Consider the following 21,984-nt stretch of genomic DNA (forward strand, 5'->3'; position numbering starts at 1 on the left):
ATCACATCTGCCTTCTGAGCTGGCTTTCTGTGTCGATTCATTTCCACAAGTTTTAAAGGCTGCGCTTGTTGAACAAACCAGAAGCTAGTCATGTGGCTGAAAGCCTTAAGAAGGGTTTGAGCGTGGAGTGAAAGCGTTTTACGCTGTTGGATGGGTGGTCTGCTTTTATAAAAAATGTAATCGACACTGTTGAACAAAATGAAACCCTTGCGTTTCGAGGATAAGTTCTCCTCTGAACGTTCAGCAGCAGGAGACGCCGCCGAAAATCAAGGAGCTTGAGTGTGAATGCAGTCAGCTTCAACAGTAACGCTATGGCACGCGCAAACCATGTAATGGATGTAAAGCATGTCGTGGACAGGTTAATCCGCGCATGCTCCTTAATGACCCTAGGCCTGATCCTTTGGATCGGCGTCACGCCGGCTTACGGTCAATTGCTTGCGTCACCGAAGCCGGTAACTGTTTCCGACGGACACGGTATTGATGTCGCAATGAGGCAAGGGGATTTCGAAAAACTTAGAGACCTTGTCTCGCAAAACCTGACGCCGGAAAATCATGAATATGCATTAGCCGCCTATTACCGATCGATCTTTGATTTGAGCGATTCAGATGCACATTTGAAAAAATGTCTGGCAATAGGAAGGGATGTGCTGGAACGAAATCCAGTTCCCGTATTGCTGTGTGGTAGTGCTCTGGCAGGCAACCACTACATCCGAGGCGACATCAAGGGATGGGCCATCGCTGCAGCAAATACGCGCGATGCCGTAACACCAGTCATCATCCGGATAACGAAAACGTCCAATTTTGTTCTGCCTGGCATATCGGACGTTCCGCTTGAGGACTATTTTGACGTGCCACAAATGGTACCGCCGTCTCCAGCCAGACAATCTATGGTGATACCTAGGAAGGGGATCGATGCGGGAAAGCTGTCTTCCTTCACTGAAAAAGCGAAGGATGGCGTTCTCGAGGACAGGTTGCCATACCTGATATCCGTCAAAATCAATGATGCAGTAGGCCCTATATGGTTTGATACCGGCGCATCGTCAACGGCGCTAGGTGAATTTACCGCAAAGCCTGCCCACGTTAAACAGTATTCGTCGTCCTTTATACCGTTGAACAATACGTTCAACGGGCAAACCGTACAGACCCGCCTGGGAGTGGCTACTACGTTGATTCCAGGGGGTAACGGTTTTGACGAGATAGGTTTCAAAAATTTCCCATTGGTCATAAGCCCTGATATCAAGATTTCGGCGCTAGGCATGAATGCAATTTCGAAACTTGGTTCGATGCTGATCGAGAATACTCAGATTGTCATTCATCCTCGTTCGCATATCGATTGCGAGGATCAACTTCATATAGCGTCCGAGCGGCTTGGCTCAGCCCAGATTTTGCTCAGCTACGCCATAAATGGAAAAAAAGAGGAGATCCTGCTGGATACTGGCGATAATGGATATCTGTCCGCAACGGCCAGTGCTTCCGTAACGGGTTTATCGGGGCCGCTCTCGGCGGAGCGAGCTAACTTTCAAAGAATTGAGAAGGTGCGGTATCAAACAACAGAGGTGACCCTCGGGACGGATGGTCACGCTATAAAAAGGATGATTCGCTATTACCCCGATCGTAAAGCTGTTGCGCCTTATGTCATGGGTTCGGCCGCTCTTGAGGACTTCAATGTATTCCTGGACTTCGATCACGGTAAGGGATGCCTGCTTCCAAAATGACTCAAGGTGTCTGTGAATTTCACACATTAGGCAGCCATGTGCAGTGTGACTGCAGGCGTCGCAGTATTTCCAATCGCGGAGTTTGTGCATGAAGGTTATCCCGTGTTACGTCTTGGCCGCGTTCTGCCTGTGGGTGTTGCAGGTGCAGGCGGCAGAGCCAAAGATGCTGGTCGACCAAGTCGGTTACGACCTACAGGCAGATAAGCAGGTCGTTGTATCGGCGGATCCGGGCACGGCGCTTCATGCTTTTCAGGTGATCGATGCAAAGACCGACAAGCCGGTGTTCACGGGCGCACTGCGCGACACCGGTCCGGTGGATCGGTGGGGTGGTCAGCACTACTGGTTAGGCGATTTTTCGGCGCTGAAAACGCCGGGGCGTTATTACCTGGTGTTAAAAGATCACGGCCATTGCGTGCACTCGGATGACTTCCAGCTGCAAGACAACGTGTTGGAGCGCAACACGCTTTCCAACGTGCTCTATTACTTCAAAGGCCAGCGTGCCAGCGGGCTGATGGACAAGGCGGATCGCCACCTTCCCCGGCCGGACGGCAAGCCGGGCACGCTGGATATCCACGGTGGTTGGTACGATGCGACAGGCGATTACGGCATCCATCTGTCGCACCAGAACCTCACCTCGTATTTCAATACACAGCAATTGCCGTTGGTGGTGTGGAGTCTGCTGCGCAGTTACCAGGAACTCGACGCACGCCACGATCCGAATTTCAGTCAGTACGAGCGCCGCCTGCTTGACGAAGGGCTGTTCGGCGCGGACTTCCTGGTGCGCGACAAGCGTCCGGATGGTTCCTTCTACGAATCGATCGACGCGCCCGGCAAAGACAAGCTTCCACAGGACCGCCGCATCGGCGATCCCAACTGGCGTACGCAGATCAAGCGCAACGCCAGCGATACTACCGAGCGCATAGAGCAGCCGGCCCGTGGGCCGCACGCCTACGAATCCAGCTTCCGTGCGGGCGGCGGCATGGCGATCGCGGCGCTGGCGCTCGCCAGCACGATGAATGCCGAGGGTGACTTCACCCGGCAGGATTATTTGCGCACGGCTGAAGACGCTTACCGCTTCCTGGATGCACATAACAAAGAATTGCTCAACGATGGGGTGGAAAACATCGTTGACGATTACTGCGCACTGCTCGCTGCCACCGAGCTTTATCGCGCGACGCATGATGAAACCTGGCGGCATGCAGCAGATCGCCGCGCGCAAAGTCTTATGGCACGTCTCATCACGCACGATGGGCAAAAGGACTACTGGCGGGCCGATGCAGGAACGCGTCCATTTTTCCATCCCACCGATGCGGGCCTGCCGGTCGTGGCCTTGTTGGAATACGACACCATCGCTACGCCAGCGCAACAAGTAGCGGTGCGCGACACGGTGCGGCGATCGCTGCGTTACGAGTTGCATGTCACGGATGAAGTGAATAATCCCTTCGGTTATGCGCGGCAGTTGGTGCGCATGGGCAACGGCACGGTGCGTACCGCGTTTTTCTTTCCGCACGACACCGAAGCAGCACCCTGGTGGCAGGGCGAGAACGCCCGCCTGGCTTCGCTAGCTGCGGCTGCGCGCATGGCGGCGCCGTTGTTCGCGAACGATGCGGCGTTTCACGCGCAACTGGAAGACTATGCCTGGAACCAGTTGCATTGGATCCTGGGCCGCAATCCCTACGACAGCAGCATGCTGATGGGCAGCGGTCAGCGTAATGCGCCGTACATGTTCTTCCGCTCGTACGAATACACCAGTGCACCCGGCGCCATCATCAATGGGATCACCGCCGGATTGCACGACGAAGACGGCATCGCGTTCGACCTCGGCTATGCCCAGACCGGTCGCGACGACGACTGGCGCTGGACGGAGCAGTGGTTGCCGCATGCTGCGTGGTATTTGTATGCGGTGAGCCTGCCGCATGACTAGGTGATTCTGATCAATGCCGGAACGTGGTGGTCATGTGTCGCTGAGTAGTGCAGGACATAGCTGTCTCCTCGCGAGCGGGGAGTTTGACCGTGCTCTGCCGGTATGCATTGACCGTGAGCCACTCCTCTCCGACTGGTTTCCGGATCGGGTTTGAAGCAGGCTCTGCTAGAGAGAGGGGAGCGGCTGATGAGCGATGCTCAACACGTGCTGGCCGAGCAAGAAGGGCACATGCCCAGGAGATTGCACATGCAGTGTGTCGACACGAACCGACATTCGCGTTTTGGAAAAATCATGCGATGTGCCAGTCTGCTGCTTTGCCTGATGTCGTGCGGCGTGGCGCAAGCTGCCCTGCCATCGCTGATTCCGTTGCCTGCGCAGCTTCAGTCAGCTACGGGCTCCTTCAAGGTTGATGATCAGACGCTTGTCGTGGCGCAGGGCGATGATGCCGCTGCACGCAGGGCAGCGCACTATCTGGTAGATCTTCTTGCGCGCACGCGCGGCCTTCATCTGAAGACAGCGGGCGGCAAAGCGCAAGCAGGCGCTATCGTCTTCGAGCACGACCCGCGGGCAGTCGTGACGCAGGCCCAAGGATATTCGCTTGATGTGACGCCTCAAGGTATTCATATCGCCGCGCGCGATGACGCGGGCCTGTTCTATGGCGCCGTGACACTTTGGCAGTTGCTGACGCCGGACGCACAGCGCGGAGCGGTGGACGTTCCTGTGCTGCATATTCGCGATTGGCCGCGTTTCGCCTGGCGCGGTCTCATGCTCGATTCCGCGCGACACTTCCAGTCGGTGACGGACGTTGAAGCGTTGCTGGACCAGATGGCCCAGCACAAGCTCAATGTGCTGCACTGGCATCTCACCGACGATCAAGGCTGGCGCATCGAGATCAAGCGCTATCCCGAGTTGACGCGCATCGGTGCGTGGCGTACGCCGCCCGATGCCGGTCATGACGGCGAGCCGGTGCGCTACGGCGGCTTTTACACGCAGGAGCAAATCCGCAGCGTGGTGGCCTACGCTGCCGCACGCCACATCACGATCGTTCCTGAAATCGATATGCCGGGCCATGCCCAGGCGGCGGTCGCTTCGTATCCGCAGGTGGGTGTGACCGGCAAGCGCCCATCGGTGTCGGTCGACTGGGGCGTCAACCCGTATCTCTACAACGTGAACGACGCGACATTCCAGTTCATCGATAACGTGCTCGATGAGGTGATGGCGCTGTTTCCCTCGCAGTACATCCACGTAGGCGGCGACGAAGCGATCAAGGATCAATGGAAAGCCTCGCCGGCTGTGCAAGCCAAGCTTCACGCATTGCATCTCAAGGATGAAGATGCCCTGCAAGGATGGTTCATTGGCCGCGTGGGGCGCTATCTCGCCGCACATGGGCGGCGCCTGATCGGTTGGGATGAAATTCTGGATGGTGGCGTGCCGGCCGATGCAACGGTCATGTCCTGGCGTGGTACCGAGGGGGCGATCAAGGCTGCGCAGCTCGGGCATGATGTGGTGATGTCGCCCTCGCCGGATCTTTATCTCGATAGCGTGCAGAGCAATCTTCCCGATGAGACGGCCGGCCGGAATCCGGTGCGTACGTTGGAAGATATTTATAAGTTCCAGCCCATTCCCGCCTCGCTCAATGCTTCGCAAGCCGCACATGTGCTCGGTGCCCAGGTCAATGTCTGGACGGAACACATGCCGACCATGCAGCACGTCGAGCATGCCGTATTCCCCAGGTTGGATGCCTTGAGCGAAGTGGTGTGGTCGCCGGCCTCGGCGCGCCACTGGAAGCGTTTTCTCGCGCGCTTGCCTGCCCAATTGGAACGTTATGCCGGGCAACATATCGCTTACGCCGACAGCGCTTTTGAGCCGGTGATCAGCCTCGACGCCAATGCCGCCTTGAAGCAGGGCACGGCCAGGGTCACGCTTTCCGATCAGGCCAGCTATGGCGTCATTCATTACACCACCGACGGCAGCACACCCGATGTGCACGCAGCGGTCTATCGCATGCCTTTCACGGTGAAGCTACCTGTCACGGTCAAGGCGGCCACCTATGCCGACGACCGTAGCCTGCTTGCTGCGCCGCGTGAACGCGTGCTGGATCGAGCGCATTTGCTCAGTCGCCTGGGCGTGACATTGCCCAATTGTCCCGGTAGCGATTTTCGCTTGCGCGTGCAGCCGATGCCGGACGCGGTCAGCATGCATCCCGTCTATGCCATCAATGTTTTCGATGGATGCCAGCAATATCCCTCGGCGCCGCTGGATGGCATCGGATCTATCCACGTCGAGACCGTCAGGCTTGAGCGCAACTATGCACTGGCCCATGACGAGAAACTCGTCGTGCAACGGCCGCACACGACGCCTTACGGCGAATTGGTTGTGCACCGCGATCGATGCGATGGGCCGGTGCTGGCCACGCTGCCGCTGCCGAAACCATTGCAGGACAACCGCCGTTTCGTCCTCGATGCGCCGCTGCCTGCACAGCATGGCGAACATACGCTCTGTCTGTTGTTTACTGCGCCGACAGATGGTCCGCTTTACGCGCTCAGCCGCGTCTCATTAATACCTGTAATCAAAGGCAAACCTATACATTAAGCCGCCGCCTAAGCCGGCGTACATAACCGGGATATGTGGCGGGATGCACGGCCGCAGCCATCCTTTTGGTCAACGGTTCCGGCGATTCGGCAGGAACAAAGCTATTTCGTCGTCACCGCCAGCAACGGCTACGTAGCCTCCAATCCGCCCGGCTACAACCAGGCCCTGCAGGCGGGTTGAACATGGCGCTGTATACTCCGCCGCATGTTCCGCCTTGGGGAAGAGCAGGACTGCAATGATGACTCCCGAACGCATCATGGCCTGGGCGATACCGGGCTTCTTTGTGCTGATCGGCATCGAGTTGCTGGTCGCCAAATGGCGCGGGCGTGATGTCTATTACGCGAACGATGCGATCAATAGCCTTGGCCTGGGCATGGTTTCGCAGATCGTCGGTGTGTTTACCAAGGTGTTTGCGATCGGCATTTACGGCTGGTGCGCAAACCATTTGGCGCTATGGACCTTGCCCGCGAATCGCATCGGGGTATGGGTGAGCGGACTGCTGTTTTACGATTTGCTTTATTACTGGCTGCACCGCATGGGACATGAAGTGAATGTTCTGTGGGCGGCGCACGTCGTGCATCACCAGAGCGAGAGCTACAACCTGACGACTGCGCTGCGTCAAACGGGTAGCGGCTTTCTGTTGGGATGGTTGTTCTATCTGCCGATGGCCTTGCTTGGCTATCCCACGCAGGTATTCGCTGTTATTGCGTTGATCGATCTGCTTTACCAGTTCTGGGTCCATACCGAAATGGTGGGTCGCCTGGGATGGTTCGATCGTGTGTTCTGTTCGCCGTCGAATCATCGCGCGCACCATGCGGTGAATGATCGCTATCTGGATCGCAATTACGGCGGCATTCTGATCGTGTGGGATCGTTTGTTCGGCACATTCGTGGAGGAGAACGACGAGGATCCTCCGGTGTATGGCACACGCTCGCCGCTACAGAGCTGGAATCCGCTATGGGCGAATGTCGACGTGTATGGGGCGATGCTCAAGGACAGTTGGCATGCATGCCATTGGCTGGACAAGCTGCGGGTATGGATCAAGCCGCCTGGCTGGCGTCCCGCGGATGTCGCGGAACGTTTTCCCAAAGCTGCTTTCGACATGGCGCACGCGCGTTATAACCCGCCCATTTCACCGGTATTGAAAGCTTATTGCGTGGTGCAATTTGCCTTGCTTCTGCTCGTCGGCGTGAACTTCCTGGATGGGGCGCCCGCGCTTCCTTTCATGCAAGCCGTGGCTTACGCCATGTATCTGATGTACAGCCTGTGGGTCATCGGTTTCTTGATGGAAGGACGTGGCGTAGGTATGGGCCTGGAGATGTTGCGCACGGCGGGTACCGCGCTGGCGGTGGCATGGGGTGGTCGCTGGTTCGGAGTGCCTCGTCTCGACCCGCGCATGGTTTTGGCGGTGGTGGCAGTGTCAGGTGCGAGTGCGCTGGCCATCATCGGCATCGCGGCTTATGAGCGTCGGCACGCAGGCGCGACGCGTCCGGTCTCTGCATAAGCTGCGGTGCAGCACAGCAAGCCTGCCGACCATGACGGCAGGCAGCCGTACAAATCGTTCGCTTTCGCTATGATCGACGCTTTCGTTTTTGGAGAGGCGCCGATGGGCTTCCTGAGCCGGATGCTACGGCACAAGGCCGTTGAACAATTGCAAGCGGAAGCCGGGCAGCGTGGCGACTTCCGTCGCGTGCTGGGTCTGTGGCAACTCACCGCCATCGGCATCGGCGGCATTATCGGCGTGGGCATCTTCGTGCTGGCCGGCCAACAGGCGGCGATGAATGCCGGTCCTGCGGTGGCGCTGAGTTTCATCATTGCCGGTTTCGGCAGTGCATGCGCCGCGCTTTGCTACGCGGAGTTCGCCGGGCTGATTCCGGTGACCGGCAGCGCGTATACCTATGGCTATGCGGTGCTGGGCGAATTCGTCGCCTGGGTCATCGGCTGGGATCTGTTGCTGGAATACGCATTGGTGGTAGCGGTCGTGGCGATCGGCTGGTCCGGTTATGTGCAGGTGTTGCTTAGTTCGGTAGGCGTCCATCTGCCGGATTGGGCGCAGCAAAGCATGAGTACGCAGACGATGACGTACTACCTGCAGCAGATCTTCGGCGTACATGGCGCGCACGCGGTGGCCGCGCCGAGCGATGGGCATCGTTTCAACATCATTGCCGCTATCGTGTCGTTGCTGGTGGCAGCGCTGCTGACCGTACGCACGGAATGGGGGGCGCGCTTCAATACGCTGGTGGTAGCCATCAAGGTGATCGGCGTGTTGCTGGTGGTCGGTGTGGGTGCGTTCTACATACATGTCTCCAACTGGCATCCGTTCATTCCGCCGCGCGTCGTCGATGCACAGGGCGTAGGGCATTTCGGTTGGGCCGGCGTGCTGACGGGCGCGAGCGTGGTGTTCTTCGCCGTATTCGGCTACGACACCTTGACGACGGCGGCGGAAGAGGCACGTCACCCGCAGCGTGATTTGCCTCGTGCGGTGCTGCTCTCGCTTGCCGTCGCCATGGTGTTGTACATCGCGGTGTCGCTGGTGCTGACCGGCATTACGCACTACAGCCACCTGGGCGGCGATGCATCGGTATCCGATGCATTCGAATCGATCGGCCTGCATTGGCTGAGCATCACGATTGCCGTGGCAGCGGTGATCGGCGTAACCAGCGTGCTGTTTGCTTTCATGCTGGGCGCAGCGCGCATCTGGTTTGCGCTTGCGCGGGATGGTTTGCTGCCCGGCTGGTTCGCGCACATCCACCCGACGTTCGGCACGCCCGCACGGCCGACGGTGATCCTGGGTGTCTTCACGGCGGTGGTATCGGGCCTGTTGCCGATCGGCGAAGTGGCCGAGTTGGTGAACATCGGCACGCTCAGCGCCTTCATCATCATTTGCACGGCAGTGCTGGTGCTACGCCTGCGCAAACCGCACGTGGTGCGCAGCTTCCGCGCGCCGGCGCTGGCGGTGGTCGCCCCGCTGGGCGTGTTGTTTTCGCTGCTGCTGATTTTCGGTGTGCCGTGGCTGGACAGCGATGGCTGGCATCGCATCGGCGGTCTACCGTGGATCACGTTCGAGCGTTTCATCATCTGGATGGCGCTGGGGTGTGTGATCTATTTCGGATACGGGATCCGGCACAGCAAGTTGGAACGTCCCTGATAAAAAGCGAACCGGATGCGATGGATGCCGATGCTCCATCGCGTTGCATGTATTTGCGCTTCGTCGTGCAAGTCAGCTTTTTCTTCTCGCGTTGCACCATAAGAAGAGGGCGTCCGGCATGACGTCTGGCAGGGGAGGGGGGCAGGCGTTTGGCTCACCATGCGGGGGCATCCGCCGATAGGCGGTCTCATCGTCCTGCCATCCTTCTGGGGGTTTTGCCTGGATGGCACCTGCCTGGAGTCCTTGCGTGAAGTCCCATTCCTTGCGTTTCAGCTTGATCGCTGCTGCTGTCATGGCAGCCTGTTCTTTGTCGGCCACGGCAGCCGCGCAGTCTGAGTCCACTGCCGTGCCGCCACCGGCCGATCAGCCTTACGCAGGCATGCTGACAGTCAATGTGGATCTCTCTGATGCCGGCAAGCGCATCTTCCGTTCGCACGAAACCATTCCGGTGAAATCGGGTGCGCTCACCCTGTTCTATCCCAAGTGGATTCCGGGCGAACACGCGCCCTCCGGTCCGGTGGAAAACGTCGCCGGCCTGATCATTCGCGCCAACGGCAAGCAACTGCCCTGGCGCCGTGACCTGCGCGATATGTTCGCGATTCATCTCGACGTGCCGCAGGGCGTAAACCAGCTCGATCTCGAATTCGAATTCCTCTCGCCGGGTGCTGGCGAAGGCAGCAATTTCGGCGCCAGTGCATCCTCCACGCCTGATCTGGTCGATGTGGAATTCAACCAGGTGGCGTTCTATCCGGCCGGGTATTACACACGCCAGATCCAGATCCAGCCCACCGTGGAATTGCCGCAGGGTTGGAAGTTCGGGACGGCGTTGCAGGTGGAGAGCCAGTCCGGCGCCACCATTCATTTCAAGCCAGTGAGCTTCAATAACTTCGTGGATTCGCCGCTGATCGCCGGTGCGCATTTCAATCGCGTCGACCTCACGCCCGGCGGTAGCGTGCCGGTGCATTTGAACGTGGTGGGCGATTCGGCCAAAGACGTGCAGCTCACTCCCAAACAGTTGGAGCAGCAGCGCAACGTCGTGAAGCAAACCAACTTGCTGTTCGGGGCCCATCACTACAGTCACTACGACTTTTTGCTGACGCTGTCGGATCACACCGGACACTTCGGTCTGGAGCATCACCAGTCCAGCGACGATCGCCTGCCGGCGGATTTCTTCACCGATGACGACATGCACCTGGTTGCGGCCAGCCTGATGCCGCATGAATTCGTGCACTCGTGGAACGGTAAATTCCGCCGTCCGGCCGACTTATGGACGCCGAATTTCAACGTGCCGATGCAGGACGATCTGCTTTGGGTTTACGAAGGCCTCACCGATTACTGGTGCGGCGTGCTGACGGCACGCGCAGGGCTGTGGACACCGGCGCAATACCGCGACTCGATCGCTAACATCGCCGGCGCCATGACCTATCGCACCGGTCGCGCCTGGCGCTCGCTGCAGGATACCGCCGACGCTTCGCCGCTCACTTATTACGGCTCCGGCAGCTGGATCAACTGGATCCGCGGCACCGATTTCTATCCGGAAGGCCAGCTGCTGTGGCTGGACGTCGATACCAAGATCCGCGAACTCAGCAACGGCAAGCGTTCGCTGGATGATTTCGCGCATGCCTTCTACGGCATGGACAACGGCAGCTACGTCACCAAGACCTACACCTTCGATGATGTGGTCAACACGCTCAATCAGGTGCAGCCGTTCGATTGGGCGAAGTTCCTGCGCGATCGCCTGGATTACACCGGCCCCGACTTGCCCGAGCACGGCATCGAAGACGGCGGCTGGAAGCTGGTATTCAACGACACGCCGAATGCGGAAGAGAAAGCCCTTGAAGGTCTGCGCCATGGTGCGAATCTGGCGTATTCGATCGGCCTGACGGTCAGCCAGAAGGGCCGCATCGGCGACGTGCAATGGAATGGTCCCGCCTTCAAGGCTGGCCTGGTGCCAGGCTTGACCATCGTGGCCGTCAACGGTCGTGATTTCTCTACCGATGCGCTGAAAGATGCGATCACCGCAGCCAAGTCCTCCCAGGCGCCGATCGAGTTGCTGGTGCAGAACGTGGACGTCTACAGCACGGTCAAGGTGGACTACCACGGTGGCCTGCGCTATCCGCATCTGGTGCGTGGCGACGGCAAGGATCTGATCGGGGCGATCGTCGCGCCGCGGACCAAGTAAGCGGCGTCTTGCTCCTCGCCGGGAAGCAAAGCTTGAAACGCCTCCCCCTGCTTGCAGGGGGAGGCAGAGCAGTAGGGATTGCGCTGCGTGCAAGGGTGACCACACCCAGTCAAGATCCCCGCCCGTCTGCCGATATTTCTCGCAAGGGGAGAGGCTTCGAGTCGGGGATATGGCCGGATTCTGGAAACGACTGTTTGCACGCGAGGAGCTTCATGAGCGACCGCGCTTCGGCGTGGTATTGCCCTGGCCGGAAGAGGCGTCGCCTGAGACACAAGCACTGCCGTTGAGCAGTGCCGATGTCCAGGATTGGTTCTATCGCCTGGTGCTGGGAATGCCTGTTTCGGATGCCATGGAATGGCGGCCGCAAGAGCAGGTCATGATCAAGCGGCTGGATGAGTTGTGCGGAGGCGATCGCTTCGATATCGCCAGCTTGCCGCGCCTGCCGGAAGTGCTGCCGCAACTGCTGCGCCTGCTGAAGAGCGAGCATTCCGATGGAACCAAGGTCGCGAAGTTGATAGGTCGTGACCCGGTGCTGGTCGGTGAAGTGATGCGCGTGACGCGCAGCGCACATTACCGCACGGCACGCCCGATCAGCAGTCTTCAGCACGCCGTAGTGCTGCTGGGGCATGACGGTTTGCGCCAGATGGTCACGCAACATGTGATGAAGCCGATCCTGCAGGCGAGTGCGGGTATGCTCGGGCACGCCGCGGGTCAGCGCCTATGGGACCACGCCGAGCGTTGCGCGCACGCCAGCATGTACATGGCCAGGGGCCACGGCGATCCGTTCGAAGCCTATCTCGCCGGCGTGGTTTGCAATGCCGGCGTGGGCGCGATGGTCAGGGTGCTCGATCAGGAAGCGCCACCGACGCTCGGCGTTTTCAGCCGCGCGTTTTTGATGAGCTATATCCACCTCGCCAATCACATTACCCTGCGTGCGGCGAGACATTGGGAATTGCCGCCGAATGTGATCGAAGCTCTGCGCGAACGGCTGGAAATCCGTTCGAAGGCCGCCGTGACCGAATTGGGCAATGCGCTGCTTGCTGCCGATCATTTGGCGATGATCCAGATGCTGGCGGACAACCATGTGATCGATCGCGCTACGCCGCCCGCACAGAATCGCCTGGACCGGTTGCCCGACGTACTGGTCGATCGCGCGCAACAGGAGGTACGGCGTGTATTTCGCGCGAACGAAGGCTACGTGGGCTAGCGGCGCAAGCTTGCGTGCTTGCGCCGTGTCTTCATGCTTTGCCGTGTTCGATCAGGCGTTGCCAGAAGGCCTCCGCCGCCATCGGTGCGCCGAACAGAAAGCCTTGCATCTGTGAGCATCCCGCATTGCGCAGGAAAGCGCTTTGCACTTCGGTTTCCACGCCTTCCGCGATCACATCCTTGTTGAGGCTGCGCGCCATCGCGATGATGGCGCTGGTGATGGCGGCCGTTTCAGCATCCTGAGTGATATCGCGGACGAAGGCGCGATCGATTTTCAAGGCATCGACCGGGAAATGTTTGAGATAGGACAAGCTGCTGTAGCCGGTGCCGAAATCATCCAGCGACAGGCGCACGCCGCGTTGGCGTATGCGCCGCAATAATCGAATGGTGCCGTCGCCGCCGCTCATCACGGTGCGCTCGGTGAGTTCGAGTTCGAGCAGGCCGGGATCGAGTCCTGTTTCGTTGAGAATGCTATCCATGCGCTCGTAAAAACCGGCGTACTGGAATTGCAGCGGCGAAACGTTTACCGAGACCGGAATCGGGTGGCCTTGCCGTTGCCAGGCGCGCGCTTGTGCGCAGGCTTCGCGCAGAGCCCAGGTGCCGATCGAAACGATCAGGCCGGTATCTTCCGCTACCGGAATGAACTGGTCCGGCACAAACAGGTCCTGCCCATTCACCTGCAGGCGCAATAACGCTTCCGCGCCGACAATGTGACCGAGCGTGGCATCTACTTTCGGCTGATATTGCAAAGACAGCTCGCCATGTGCCAGCGCGTGGCGAAGCACGTTTTCAATCCGCTGGCTGGCAGCGGAGCGCTGGCTCATCTCTGGCGCGTAGAAGCAGTAGCCGTGGCGCCCCTGCATTTTTACTTCGTACATCGCTGCATCGGCTGTCCGTACCAGCGCATCCGGTTCGGTGCCGTCGCGCGGAAACAGGCTGATGCCGATGCTGGCGCGGATGTCGAGCGCTGGAAGATGCGAGACATGCGTTTGCGCACAGGCATCCAGCAGCTTGCGCGCGAAATCGGCGGCTTCGTCGGCATCGTCCACGCGCGGCAGCAGCACGACGAATTCATCGCCGTTGTAGCGGAAAGCGAGATCCTCGCCGTCACGCAACGCGCCGCGAATCTGATGCGCCACCGCCTGCAGCACCTGGTCGCCCACGCCGTGACCAAGCGTGTCGTTGACGCGCCGGAAATGATCCAGGTCCAGATACAGCAGAGCGCATTGGCGATGACGCTGCGTCGCCATCGCCGTGGCCTGCTCGATGCGCGCATACAACAGGCTGCGATTGGGCAGGCCGGTCAGCGTGTCGTGCTGGGCCAGCTGGATCATCTTCAATGCGAGCGTGCGGTTCTCGCTGATGTCATGGCAGACCAGCACCCCACCGGTCACGTTGCCAGTGTGATCGTGGATCAATGCGGTGGAGGTTTCGATCGGCGTTTCAAAGCCATTGCGATGAAGCAGGATCGCGCGGCCACTGAAATCCACGATGGCATTGCGCCGGATCGCCTGGCGCAACGGATTGTCCAGCGGCTGGCGCTGATTGATGTCACGCAGCCGGAAAACGTCATCCAATGGGCAGCCCTTGGCATCCGCGCTGGCCCACCCGGTCATGGCTTCCGCGATCGGATTGAGCGAGGTGACGTTGAGCGAAACGTCCGCGGTGATCACCGCATCACCGATCGAATTGAGGGTGACTTCGGCCAGCTGGCGCTCGCGAAACAACGCTTCTTCGTATTGCTTGCGTTTGGTGATGTCCTGGACCTGGCTCACCAGATAGTTCAGTTGGCCCGATTCGCTGCGAACCTGCGCCACGCTCAACAGGACATGCACGATATGCCCGTCGTGATGGATATAGCGCTTTTCGGTTTGGAAGGCTTCGCGCTTGCCGTTGGCGATCTGGTCGGCCAGTGCCTCGTTGACCGGAAGATCATCCGGATGGGTCACTTCACGCCACGTCATGCCGCGCATCTGCGCTTCGGTGTAACCCAACATGTTGCATAGCGACGCGTTCACGCGCTGGTATCGGCCACCGGGAAGGATCAGCGCCATGCCTACCGCAGCATGCTGGAACGCCTGCGAAAAGCGCTGTTCGCTTTCGCGCAACTGCTCTTCCAGTGCGTGCCGCTCGGTGATGTCGGTGAACACGGTAAACACACCGCGCAAACGGCCTTGTTCATCTCGGTCGGGGGTGAAGCTGCCGTGCACATAGCGATGCTGCGAGCGATTGAAAAGCTGCCCTTCGTAGCTGGAGGCATGCCCGCCCAGCGCTTGCAGCAGGGCGGAGCGCAGGCGCAGATAGCTTTCCGGATCCAGCACCTCGCTGATCGGACGGCCCATGATGTCGGCCGGATTGATGTCGAACCAAAGGCGGTATGCCTCGTTGGCGAAGATGAATCGCTCGTGTGGATCGATGTACGTGATCAGCGCGGGTACGTTTTGTACGACGTGAGCGAGCAGGTCGAGCCCCTGTTCTGGGGGCAACGAATCGTCTTCGACGGAAGGCGTCAGCTTGGGCATGCGAGTTCGGTTCGACCGAGATGGGCACATCATGCGCCGGACGGCGTTTCAATTGCACCTGCGACAGTTGCGAGGCTGTCGCAGCCAGCCGTATCAGTGCAAAGAGGCCGAAGGCGCGCCGAGCTGGCCGGAGTCGTCGAGCTGGATCCGGCCGAGTGCATGCAGATCGTTGGCGGTACCGAAACGGTCGGCCAGTGCAGTCATCATCGCGCCGAGCGCTTCCGGTTGCAGGGGATAAGCATGAGCCAGCACCTGCGCGCGGCCCGCCTCTCCATGCTGCGCCACCGTCACCGCCACGATACCGAGCCCGGCCGCTTCATGGGCGAAGAGTGCCGGGGCATCGTAACCATCGTGAGGCGCAGCCAGGATATCGGCCAGCCAGCCTTCTCCGCCGGCCGAGGCGGAAGCGGTGTCGAGTTGGAGTGGCAGGCCATGCGCCCGCAGCAGTGCCGCGTACTGGCGTAACTCGAACAGGATGCCGGCAAAGCCATGGCCGCGTTCGGAAAGAGCACCGGTTTGTTCCGCCAGCCATGTTGCAGGCGATTGCACCCAAGCCTTGCCATCGGCATAGCGCCAGCCAAGACCGCGCGCACTGAGTGTCGTTTCAGCCCGATAGGGCGTCAGCATGGCGGCTTCCAGCAGCTGCCACAGGGGTGCGAGATTCACATGTTCATATTGCACGCAGGTCAGTGCGAGCAAGTCATCGCGGCTCAGGTAGCGCGCATGTTCGAGGTGAATGCCTAAATGGCGCATCAGCCAATCGGCGGTGCGCGCGCCGGCTTCGCCACGGCCAACCAGTTCGACTTCCAACTGTTCGGATAGCTCAAGCGCCATGTCTTCGGGTACCAGCAAGCTGAGCGGCAGCAGGCGCATCGGTCCGTCGGCATAAGCCGGATCCGGTTCGAGCGGCTGCGCTGGCATGCGTCCCTCGTGGCTGCCGAAAGCGACGACGTTTTCCAGCTGGCCACGAGGGACACGGCGCGCCAATTCATCCAGCGTCGCCCAGACGGGGAAGCCGGGGCGCAGCAGTTCGACGGCGTCGAAGACCGCGCCAGCGACCGCCAACCGGGCTTGTGCGACCTGCGGCACCAGCGCATGCAGATCCTCCGCCACCAGCGCGGCCAGTGCCGCCGCCTCGTCGCGCTGCAAGCTCAGTCGCTGCGGATGGTCTCCGGGTGAGAGTTCCAGGGCCAGGACGGCGGACAGCGCTTGCAGCGGCGTGGATTCCACGTGGAGATACCTGATTGAACGGGGCGATCAAACGAATGGAGGCGTGGATGAGCGGCGCATCGTGCCTGCCGCCCATGCCCTGCTGCCATGCAGCCAAGCAAGTCTAACATTCGCTGATTGCCAGCCGATTCGGGCTTTCGCGAACGCAGCAAGCGGGTTAGCCTTGCCTGATCGGTGTATCGGGATCAAGTGAGGCTATGGAAAACACGCAGCAGCGCGTTGGCGTCATCGGTGGTGTGCGCATCCCGTTCTGCCGCAACAACACTGCCTATGCGGACGTGGGCAACTTCGGCATGTCGGTGAAGGTGCTGGGCGCCCTGGTGGAACGCTTTGGGCTGCATGGGGTGGAACTCGGCGAAGTCGCCATGGGTGCGGTGATCAAGCACTCCTCCGAATGGAATCTGGCGCGCGAAGCGGTGCTCAGTTCCGGCCTGGCCCCGACCACACCCGGCATCACCACGGCGCGTGCCTGCGGCACCTCGCTCGACAACACCCTCATCATTGCCAACAAGATCGCGGCCGGACAAATCGAAGCCGGTATTGCCGGCGGGTCGGATACCACGAGCGATGTGCCGATCGTTTACAGCCAGCGCCTGCGCAAGCGTCTTCTTGCCGTCAATCGCGCCAAGACGCCGCTGGACAAGCTGAAGACTGCCGTGCGCGGGTTTTCGTTCAGTGAATTGAAGCCGGCGTTTCCCGGCGTAGCTGAGCCACGCACCGGCATGTCGATGGGGGAACACTGCGAAAAGATGGCGCGCGAATGGCGCATCGGCCGCGAGGAACAGGATCGCCTTGCACTGGAAAGCCACCGCAAACTCGCCGCCGCCTACGAAGCGGGTTTCTTCGATGATTTGGTGGTGCCGTTCCGCGGATTGAAGCGCGATGGTTTCTTGCGCCCCGATAGCAGCATGGAAAAGCTGGCCGCATTGAAGCCCGCCTTCGACAAGAGTTCCGGCCTGGGCACGCTGACCGCCGGCAATTCCACCGGCCTGTCCGACGGTGCATCGGCGGTGCTGCTGGGCAGCGAGGCGTGGGCAGCGAAGCGCGGGCTGACAATCCAGGCCTACGTACGCGATGCCGAGGTGGCGGCGGTGGATTTCGTGCACGGCGAAGGCCTGCTGATGGCACCCACGATCGCGGTACCACGCATGCTGGCGCGGCATGGCCTCAGCCTGCAGGATTTCGACTTCTATGAAATTCATGAAGCCTTCGCGGCGCAGGTACTGTGCACCTTGCGTGCATGGGAATCAGCCGATTACTGCAAAAACCGGCTTGGCCTGGATGCTCCCTTTGGCAGTATCGATCCGGCCAGGCTCAATGTGCATGGCTCCAGCCTTGCCGTAGGACATCCTTTTGCCGCCACGGGCGCACGCATCGTCGCCACGCTTGCGAAGTTGCTGGAACAGAAAGGCACGGGCCGCGGATTGATTTCCATCTGCACCGCAGGCGGCATGGGCGTGACAGCCATCCTGGAAAGGCCTTGAGCCGGGCGCTAGCCGTACCATCATGCCGAGATTGCGTACTACTGCCACGTTGAGTCTGCTCGCACTGCTGATTGGCGTTGCTGGCACGGCGTGGCTCAGCGATCAGACGGCAGGACGTGCGGAGTGGCCTGGACTGCGCGCAAGAACCGTTGCGCGCACGACGCATCATCGTATCCATCATCGTGCCCTGCACCCTGTCGCGGTAATACGTCGCCATCACGTGCCTGTCACCGACCATGCCGCGGCGTTTGCATCTGCGCAGAGCCAGGCGGTGCCTTTGATACCCGTGTCGATGCCGACGACATCGTTGCCCATGTCACGCATGCGTCACCACGATGCGGGGCATCTTGTTCTGCATCTGGTCATCGATGGAGAAGGCGAGGTGACCGGCGCATCCGTCGCGCAATCCAGCGGTGATGCCATACTCGATGCGAATGCCATGGCGATTGCGCAACACTGGCGCTTTGCCGTTCCGGTCGATCATCCACAAGGCTTCAGTGGTGATTTGCCGATGCGTTTCACCACCTCCGCGCCGCTGGCACAAACGCTTTAAAGCTTTATATGACAGCGGATTCACCGCTGTATGTATGCCTTGATGTTTCTGCAGCGTCAGCGCCGATGACGCCACTGCTCGGATCAGGCCGCGGTTTCCATGCCGCGCAGCAACTCGAAGAATGCCCTGGGTGCGTGATTCACCGGCACCGATGGTTCTTCATGTCCTGCGGCGTACGCCACAACCAGTTCCCAGCACAACTCGGGGCCTGACAGTTCCGCGATGCCGATGGCGGGGCGGCGTGCCCGTGCAATCGCTTCCGGGAGCAGGGCGATGCCCAAGCCACGGCGCACAAGTTCGAGCAAGGTATCCAGGTCGCTGACTTCGAAAGCGATATGGCGCTCGATGCCGGCTTCCGTAAAACCACGATCGATAAGCTTGCGCGTACCCCAGTCCAATTCGAAATCGACGAACGGCTGATCACGCAATGCGCTCAACGGTACGTCGACGCGGCCCGCTAGCGGATGATCCGGTGCGCAGGCAATGACCAATGCTTCGCACGCGATCATGGTGGTTTCCACATCCGGTGAGGGTTCGGACAGGGGAAGAAAAGCCAGGTCCAAGCGACCGCTGCGCACTTTCTCCAGCAATTGCGATGCACCGCCCTGGCACAAACGCACTTCGACGCCGGGGTGTTGCGCGTGGAATTGTTCGATCAGCGACGGCAAATCGAGAAACGCCGGCAAGCTTTGCATAGTTCCGATGCTCAAGCTGCCGCGCCTCAACCCCTGCACAGCGGTGACGGCTTCACGCGCAGCATCCACGGCTTCAAGCGCGGCCTTGGCCTTATTGAGAAAGACCTTGCCGGCCGTCGTCAGGCGAACTTGTCGCGTACTACGCACGACCAATTGCGCATCCAGTTCCGCTTCGAGCAGACGGATCGAGGTGGAAAGGGCCGATTGCACGATGTTCACCCGGCGCGCCGCGCGCGTGAAATGGCTCTCCTCGGCGAGCGCCACGAAGTGCTGTAGCTGGCGAAGTTCCATGATGCTCCTGGCGGGCTCGTTTCATGTGGAAAACAGATTAATCATATCAAAATATTCAATTTGAATGATGAGATGAAGAGGACTACTTTCGCATCGCTCCCCCTTCCCCAAAGAGATCGCCCCATGGCAACCCAACCTTCCATTGCCTCGTCAGCCACGCCGCTGCCCACCCGCCGGCTTGGCTTGACCGATATGCACATCACCCGTGTCGGCTTCGGCGCCTGGGCCATCGGCGGCCCCGATTGGGCCGTCGGTTGGGGCTCGCAAGATGACAGCGACTCCATCGCCGCCATTCGCCACGCGGTCGAGCGCGGCATCAACTGGATCGATACGGCCGCCATCTACGGCCTCGGTCATTCCGAAGAGGTCGTGCGTCGTGCGCTTGCCGCATTGCCGTCGGACCGGCGTCCTTATGTGTTCACCAAATGCGGCCTCGTATGGGACGAAAACAATCGCAAAGCACCGCCGCGTCAAGTCGGTGCGCCGGCCAGCCTCCGACGTGAAGTCGAAGCATCGTTACAGCGGTTAGGTGTTGAACGCATCGATCTTTATCAGATGCACTGGCCGGCCGAGGATGGCACGCCGCTCGAAGCGTACTGGCAGACGTTGCTGGATCTGAAAAAGGAAGGAAAGGTGCGCGCAGTAGGCCTTTCCAACCACAACGTTCAACAGCTCGAAGCCGCCGAAGCGCTAGGGCATGTCGACACCCTGCAACCGCCGTTCTCGCCCATCCGCCGCACGGTCGGTGCCGGAGAATTGCCGTGGTGCCATCAGCACCAGACGGGCGTGATCGTCTACAGCCCGATGCAGTCTGGCTTGCTCACCGGGACCTTTACCGTGGAGCGCGCCAAGGCTCTGCCGAAAGATGATTGGCGTTCGCGCAATGCGGAATTCACCGGCGACAAGCTGATGGCCAATCTCAAGCTGGCCGATGCGTTGCGGCCGATCGCCGAACACCACCAGGTATCGGTGGCCGCAGTGGCTGTTGCCTGGACCTTGGCATGGCCGGCTGTCACGGGCGCGATTGTGGGTGCACGCAGTCCCGCACAAGTGGACGGCTGGCTGGCCGCGGCGACCTTCGAACTCTCGCATGAAGAGATGCTGGTAATCGCCGACGCCATCCAATCAAGCGGCGCCGGAACGGGCCCGGTCATGCCTGTCGCGTGATGGCAGGTTCTGGTTTGCAAACCGGCATATAGCAACGTTGCCGTCGTAAGCGAAAGCCACCCCATCGAAGGATTGCTTTCGTCCATCAGCGTCGATCTGAAGATCGTGGCTTCGGTGCGACGAAGGCGATCTGAACACGCTTCCTTTTATGTGAGAAAACACCATGAAGTTCCTGTGTAAGCGGGTTGTCTCCGCGTGCCTTTTATGTACGCCGTTTGTCACGAGCCTGCATGCGCAAAGCGTGTCGTCAGCGCATGTCGATGTGCTCGCCAAGAGCGATCGTTCTTGGAATGGCGTGCCGTATCCGTCCTATCCCAAGGGTCGGCCGCAATTGACGGTGTTGAAAATGACCATTCCGCCGCACACCGCCTTGCCGTGGCACACCCACCCCATGCCGAATGCGGGCTACGTACTTTCCGGTCAACTGACCATCGAAGACAAACGCAGCGGCAAAAAGCAGACGTTCAAAACGGGGCAGGCCTTTACGGAATCCGTCAACGATATCCATCGTGGCGTCAGCGGCGATCAGCCCACGGTACTGATCATCACCTATGCGGGGATACCCGGCGAGCCGACGTTCAGGCCCGTCAAAGGCGGGAAGCCGGAGTATCAATAAATCTCGTGGCCAACTTGTATTGCATGTGGTGGTGAACGGGTTGGGCGATGTGATAAGCGCTTCGGTCGCACAATCGAGTAGCGATGCTGTGCTGGACGCCCATGCCGTAGCGATCACGCAGCACTGGCGCTTTGCCGTTCCGATCGATCATCCACAAGGCTTCAGTGGTGATTTGCCGATGCGTTTCACCACCTCCGCGCCGCTGGCACAAACGCTTTAAGGCTTCACGTGACAGCGGATTCATCGCTGTAATGCATGCCTTGATGTTTCTGCAGCGTCAGGGCCGATGACGCCACTGCTCAGGTCAGGCCGCAGTTTCCATGTCGCGCGGCAGTTCCGGCGAGCGGCGCGGATTCAAGCGTTATCAAAAGGGTGCTCCTTCGCCCCTGGTCTCCGGCCACACCAGGCGTTGCCCGGTCGGCTGGCTAACGATCACCAGTCGTGTGTACAAGCTGTGCGTGGCATACATTCCGAGGAAGCGATTCATCATCTTGCCGAAGAGTTCGACATCGCCGTCGCCCGCAAAGGCATGTGCATCGAGAGTGACCTCGACTTCCACTCCGCGCAGCAAGCCGTTCTTGACGAGTTTCTGTACCCCGCGATGGCGTACACCGGTAATCGCGTCGATACGCTGTCGATTGAGGTCACCCTCGGTCCAG

16 protein-coding genes are annotated in these 21,984 nt (G+C 60.0%); 12 read left to right on the plus strand and 4 right to left on the minus strand.

What is annotated here, in order from left to right; all coding sequences use genetic code 11:
- Positions 1-281 precede the first annotated feature (281 nt).
- The 7 genes from AC4HNJ_RS08820 to AC4HNJ_RS08850 all read left to right on the plus strand — a co-directional run bounded on the left by AC4HNJ_RS08820 (position 282) and on the right by AC4HNJ_RS08850 (position 12,768).
- Positions 282-1,715: a hypothetical protein gene (locus AC4HNJ_RS08820; protein WP_490479177.1), complete on the plus strand. Its 1,434-nt coding sequence runs from the start codon at positions 282-284 to the stop codon at positions 1,713-1,715.
- 88 nt (positions 1,716-1,803) lie between these two features.
- Entirely contained in the window at positions 1,804-3,639 is a 1,836-nt protein-coding gene (locus AC4HNJ_RS08825; RefSeq protein WP_490479178.1) for a glycoside hydrolase family 9 protein, read from the plus strand.
- Between the two features lie 291 nt (positions 3,640-3,930).
- Positions 3,931-6,231, plus strand: a complete 2,301-nt coding sequence (locus AC4HNJ_RS08830) for a beta-N-acetylhexosaminidase (RefSeq protein WP_490479179.1) — start codon at positions 3,931-3,933, stop codon at positions 6,229-6,231.
- Between the two features lie 238 nt (positions 6,232-6,469).
- Positions 6,470-7,735: a sterol desaturase family protein gene (locus AC4HNJ_RS08835; RefSeq protein WP_490479180.1), complete on the plus strand. Its 1,266-nt coding sequence runs from the start codon at positions 6,470-6,472 to the stop codon at positions 7,733-7,735.
- A 102-nt stretch (positions 7,736-7,837) separates the two neighbouring features.
- Positions 7,838-9,379 carry an amino acid permease gene (locus AC4HNJ_RS08840; RefSeq protein ID WP_490479207.1) on the plus strand — a complete coding sequence of 514 codons (1,542 nt, stop codon included), beginning with the start codon at positions 7,838-7,840 and terminating at the stop codon, positions 9,377-9,379.
- Between the two features lie 247 nt (positions 9,380-9,626).
- Positions 9,627-11,561, plus strand: coding sequence for a M61 family metallopeptidase (locus tag AC4HNJ_RS08845; RefSeq protein WP_490479181.1), 1,935 nt, complete (start codon positions 9,627-9,629; stop codon positions 11,559-11,561).
- 169 nt (positions 11,562-11,730) lie between these two features.
- Positions 11,731-12,768, plus strand: coding sequence for an HDOD domain-containing protein (locus AC4HNJ_RS08850; RefSeq protein WP_490479182.1), 1,038 nt, complete (start codon positions 11,731-11,733; stop codon positions 12,766-12,768).
- Between the two features lie 31 nt (positions 12,769-12,799).
- Here the strand turns inward: AC4HNJ_RS08850 and AC4HNJ_RS08855 are convergent, their stop codons facing one another.
- A complete protein-coding gene (locus tag AC4HNJ_RS08855; RefSeq protein ID WP_490479183.1) occupies positions 12,800-15,289 on the minus strand; it encodes a sensor domain-containing protein in 2,490 nt (829 codons plus the stop codon).
- Between the two features lie 93 nt (positions 15,290-15,382).
- A complete protein-coding gene (locus tag AC4HNJ_RS08860) occupies positions 15,383-16,519 on the minus strand; it encodes a hypothetical protein (RefSeq protein ID WP_490479184.1) in 1,137 nt (378 codons plus the stop codon).
- Positions 16,520-16,716: 197 nt separating this feature from the next.
- On the opposite strand from AC4HNJ_RS08860, the gene AC4HNJ_RS08865 reads away from it, so the two are divergent.
- The gene (locus AC4HNJ_RS08865) at positions 16,717-18,003 is read left to right on the plus strand and encodes an acetyl-CoA C-acetyltransferase (RefSeq protein ID WP_490479185.1); all 1,287 of its coding nucleotides are present in this window, start codon (positions 16,717-16,719) and stop codon (positions 18,001-18,003) included.
- Positions 18,004-18,025: 22 nt separating this feature from the next.
- Positions 18,026-18,556 carry a TonB family protein gene (locus tag AC4HNJ_RS08870; RefSeq protein ID WP_490479186.1) on the plus strand — a complete coding sequence of 177 codons (531 nt, stop codon included), beginning with the start codon at positions 18,026-18,028 and terminating at the stop codon, positions 18,554-18,556.
- 83 nt (positions 18,557-18,639) lie between these two features.
- Here AC4HNJ_RS08870 and AC4HNJ_RS08875 read toward each other — a convergent pair whose 3' ends face one another.
- Entirely contained in the window at positions 18,640-19,542 is a 903-nt protein-coding gene (locus tag AC4HNJ_RS08875; RefSeq protein WP_490479187.1) for a LysR substrate-binding domain-containing protein, read from the minus strand.
- 123 nt (positions 19,543-19,665) lie between these two features.
- Here AC4HNJ_RS08875 and AC4HNJ_RS08880 point away from each other — a divergent pair, with 123 nt between their 5' ends.
- The 3 genes from AC4HNJ_RS08880 (at position 19,666) to AC4HNJ_RS08890 (ending at position 21,545) form a co-directional block, all read left to right on the plus strand.
- Positions 19,666-20,709, plus strand: coding sequence for an aldo/keto reductase (locus AC4HNJ_RS08880; protein ID WP_490479188.1), 1,044 nt, complete (start codon positions 19,666-19,668; stop codon positions 20,707-20,709).
- A 163-nt stretch (positions 20,710-20,872) separates the two neighbouring features.
- A complete protein-coding gene (locus AC4HNJ_RS08885) occupies positions 20,873-21,325 on the plus strand; it encodes a cupin domain-containing protein (protein WP_490479189.1) in 453 nt (150 codons plus the stop codon).
- Complete coding sequence (locus AC4HNJ_RS08890; protein WP_490479190.1) at positions 21,261-21,545, plus strand: energy transducer TonB family protein; 285 nt, start codon at positions 21,261-21,263, stop codon at positions 21,543-21,545. Before AC4HNJ_RS08885 ends, AC4HNJ_RS08890 begins: the two co-directional genes overlap by 65 nt.
- Positions 21,546-21,689: 144 nt before the next feature.
- Here the strand turns inward: AC4HNJ_RS08890 and AC4HNJ_RS08895 are convergent.
- Positions 21,690-21,984 (minus strand): type VI secretion system baseplate subunit TssF (locus AC4HNJ_RS08895; protein ID WP_490479191.1); only part of this gene is annotated, 295 nt, incomplete at its 5' end.

It is taken from the genome of Dyella sp. SYSU CM1112 (assembly GCF_058216415.1).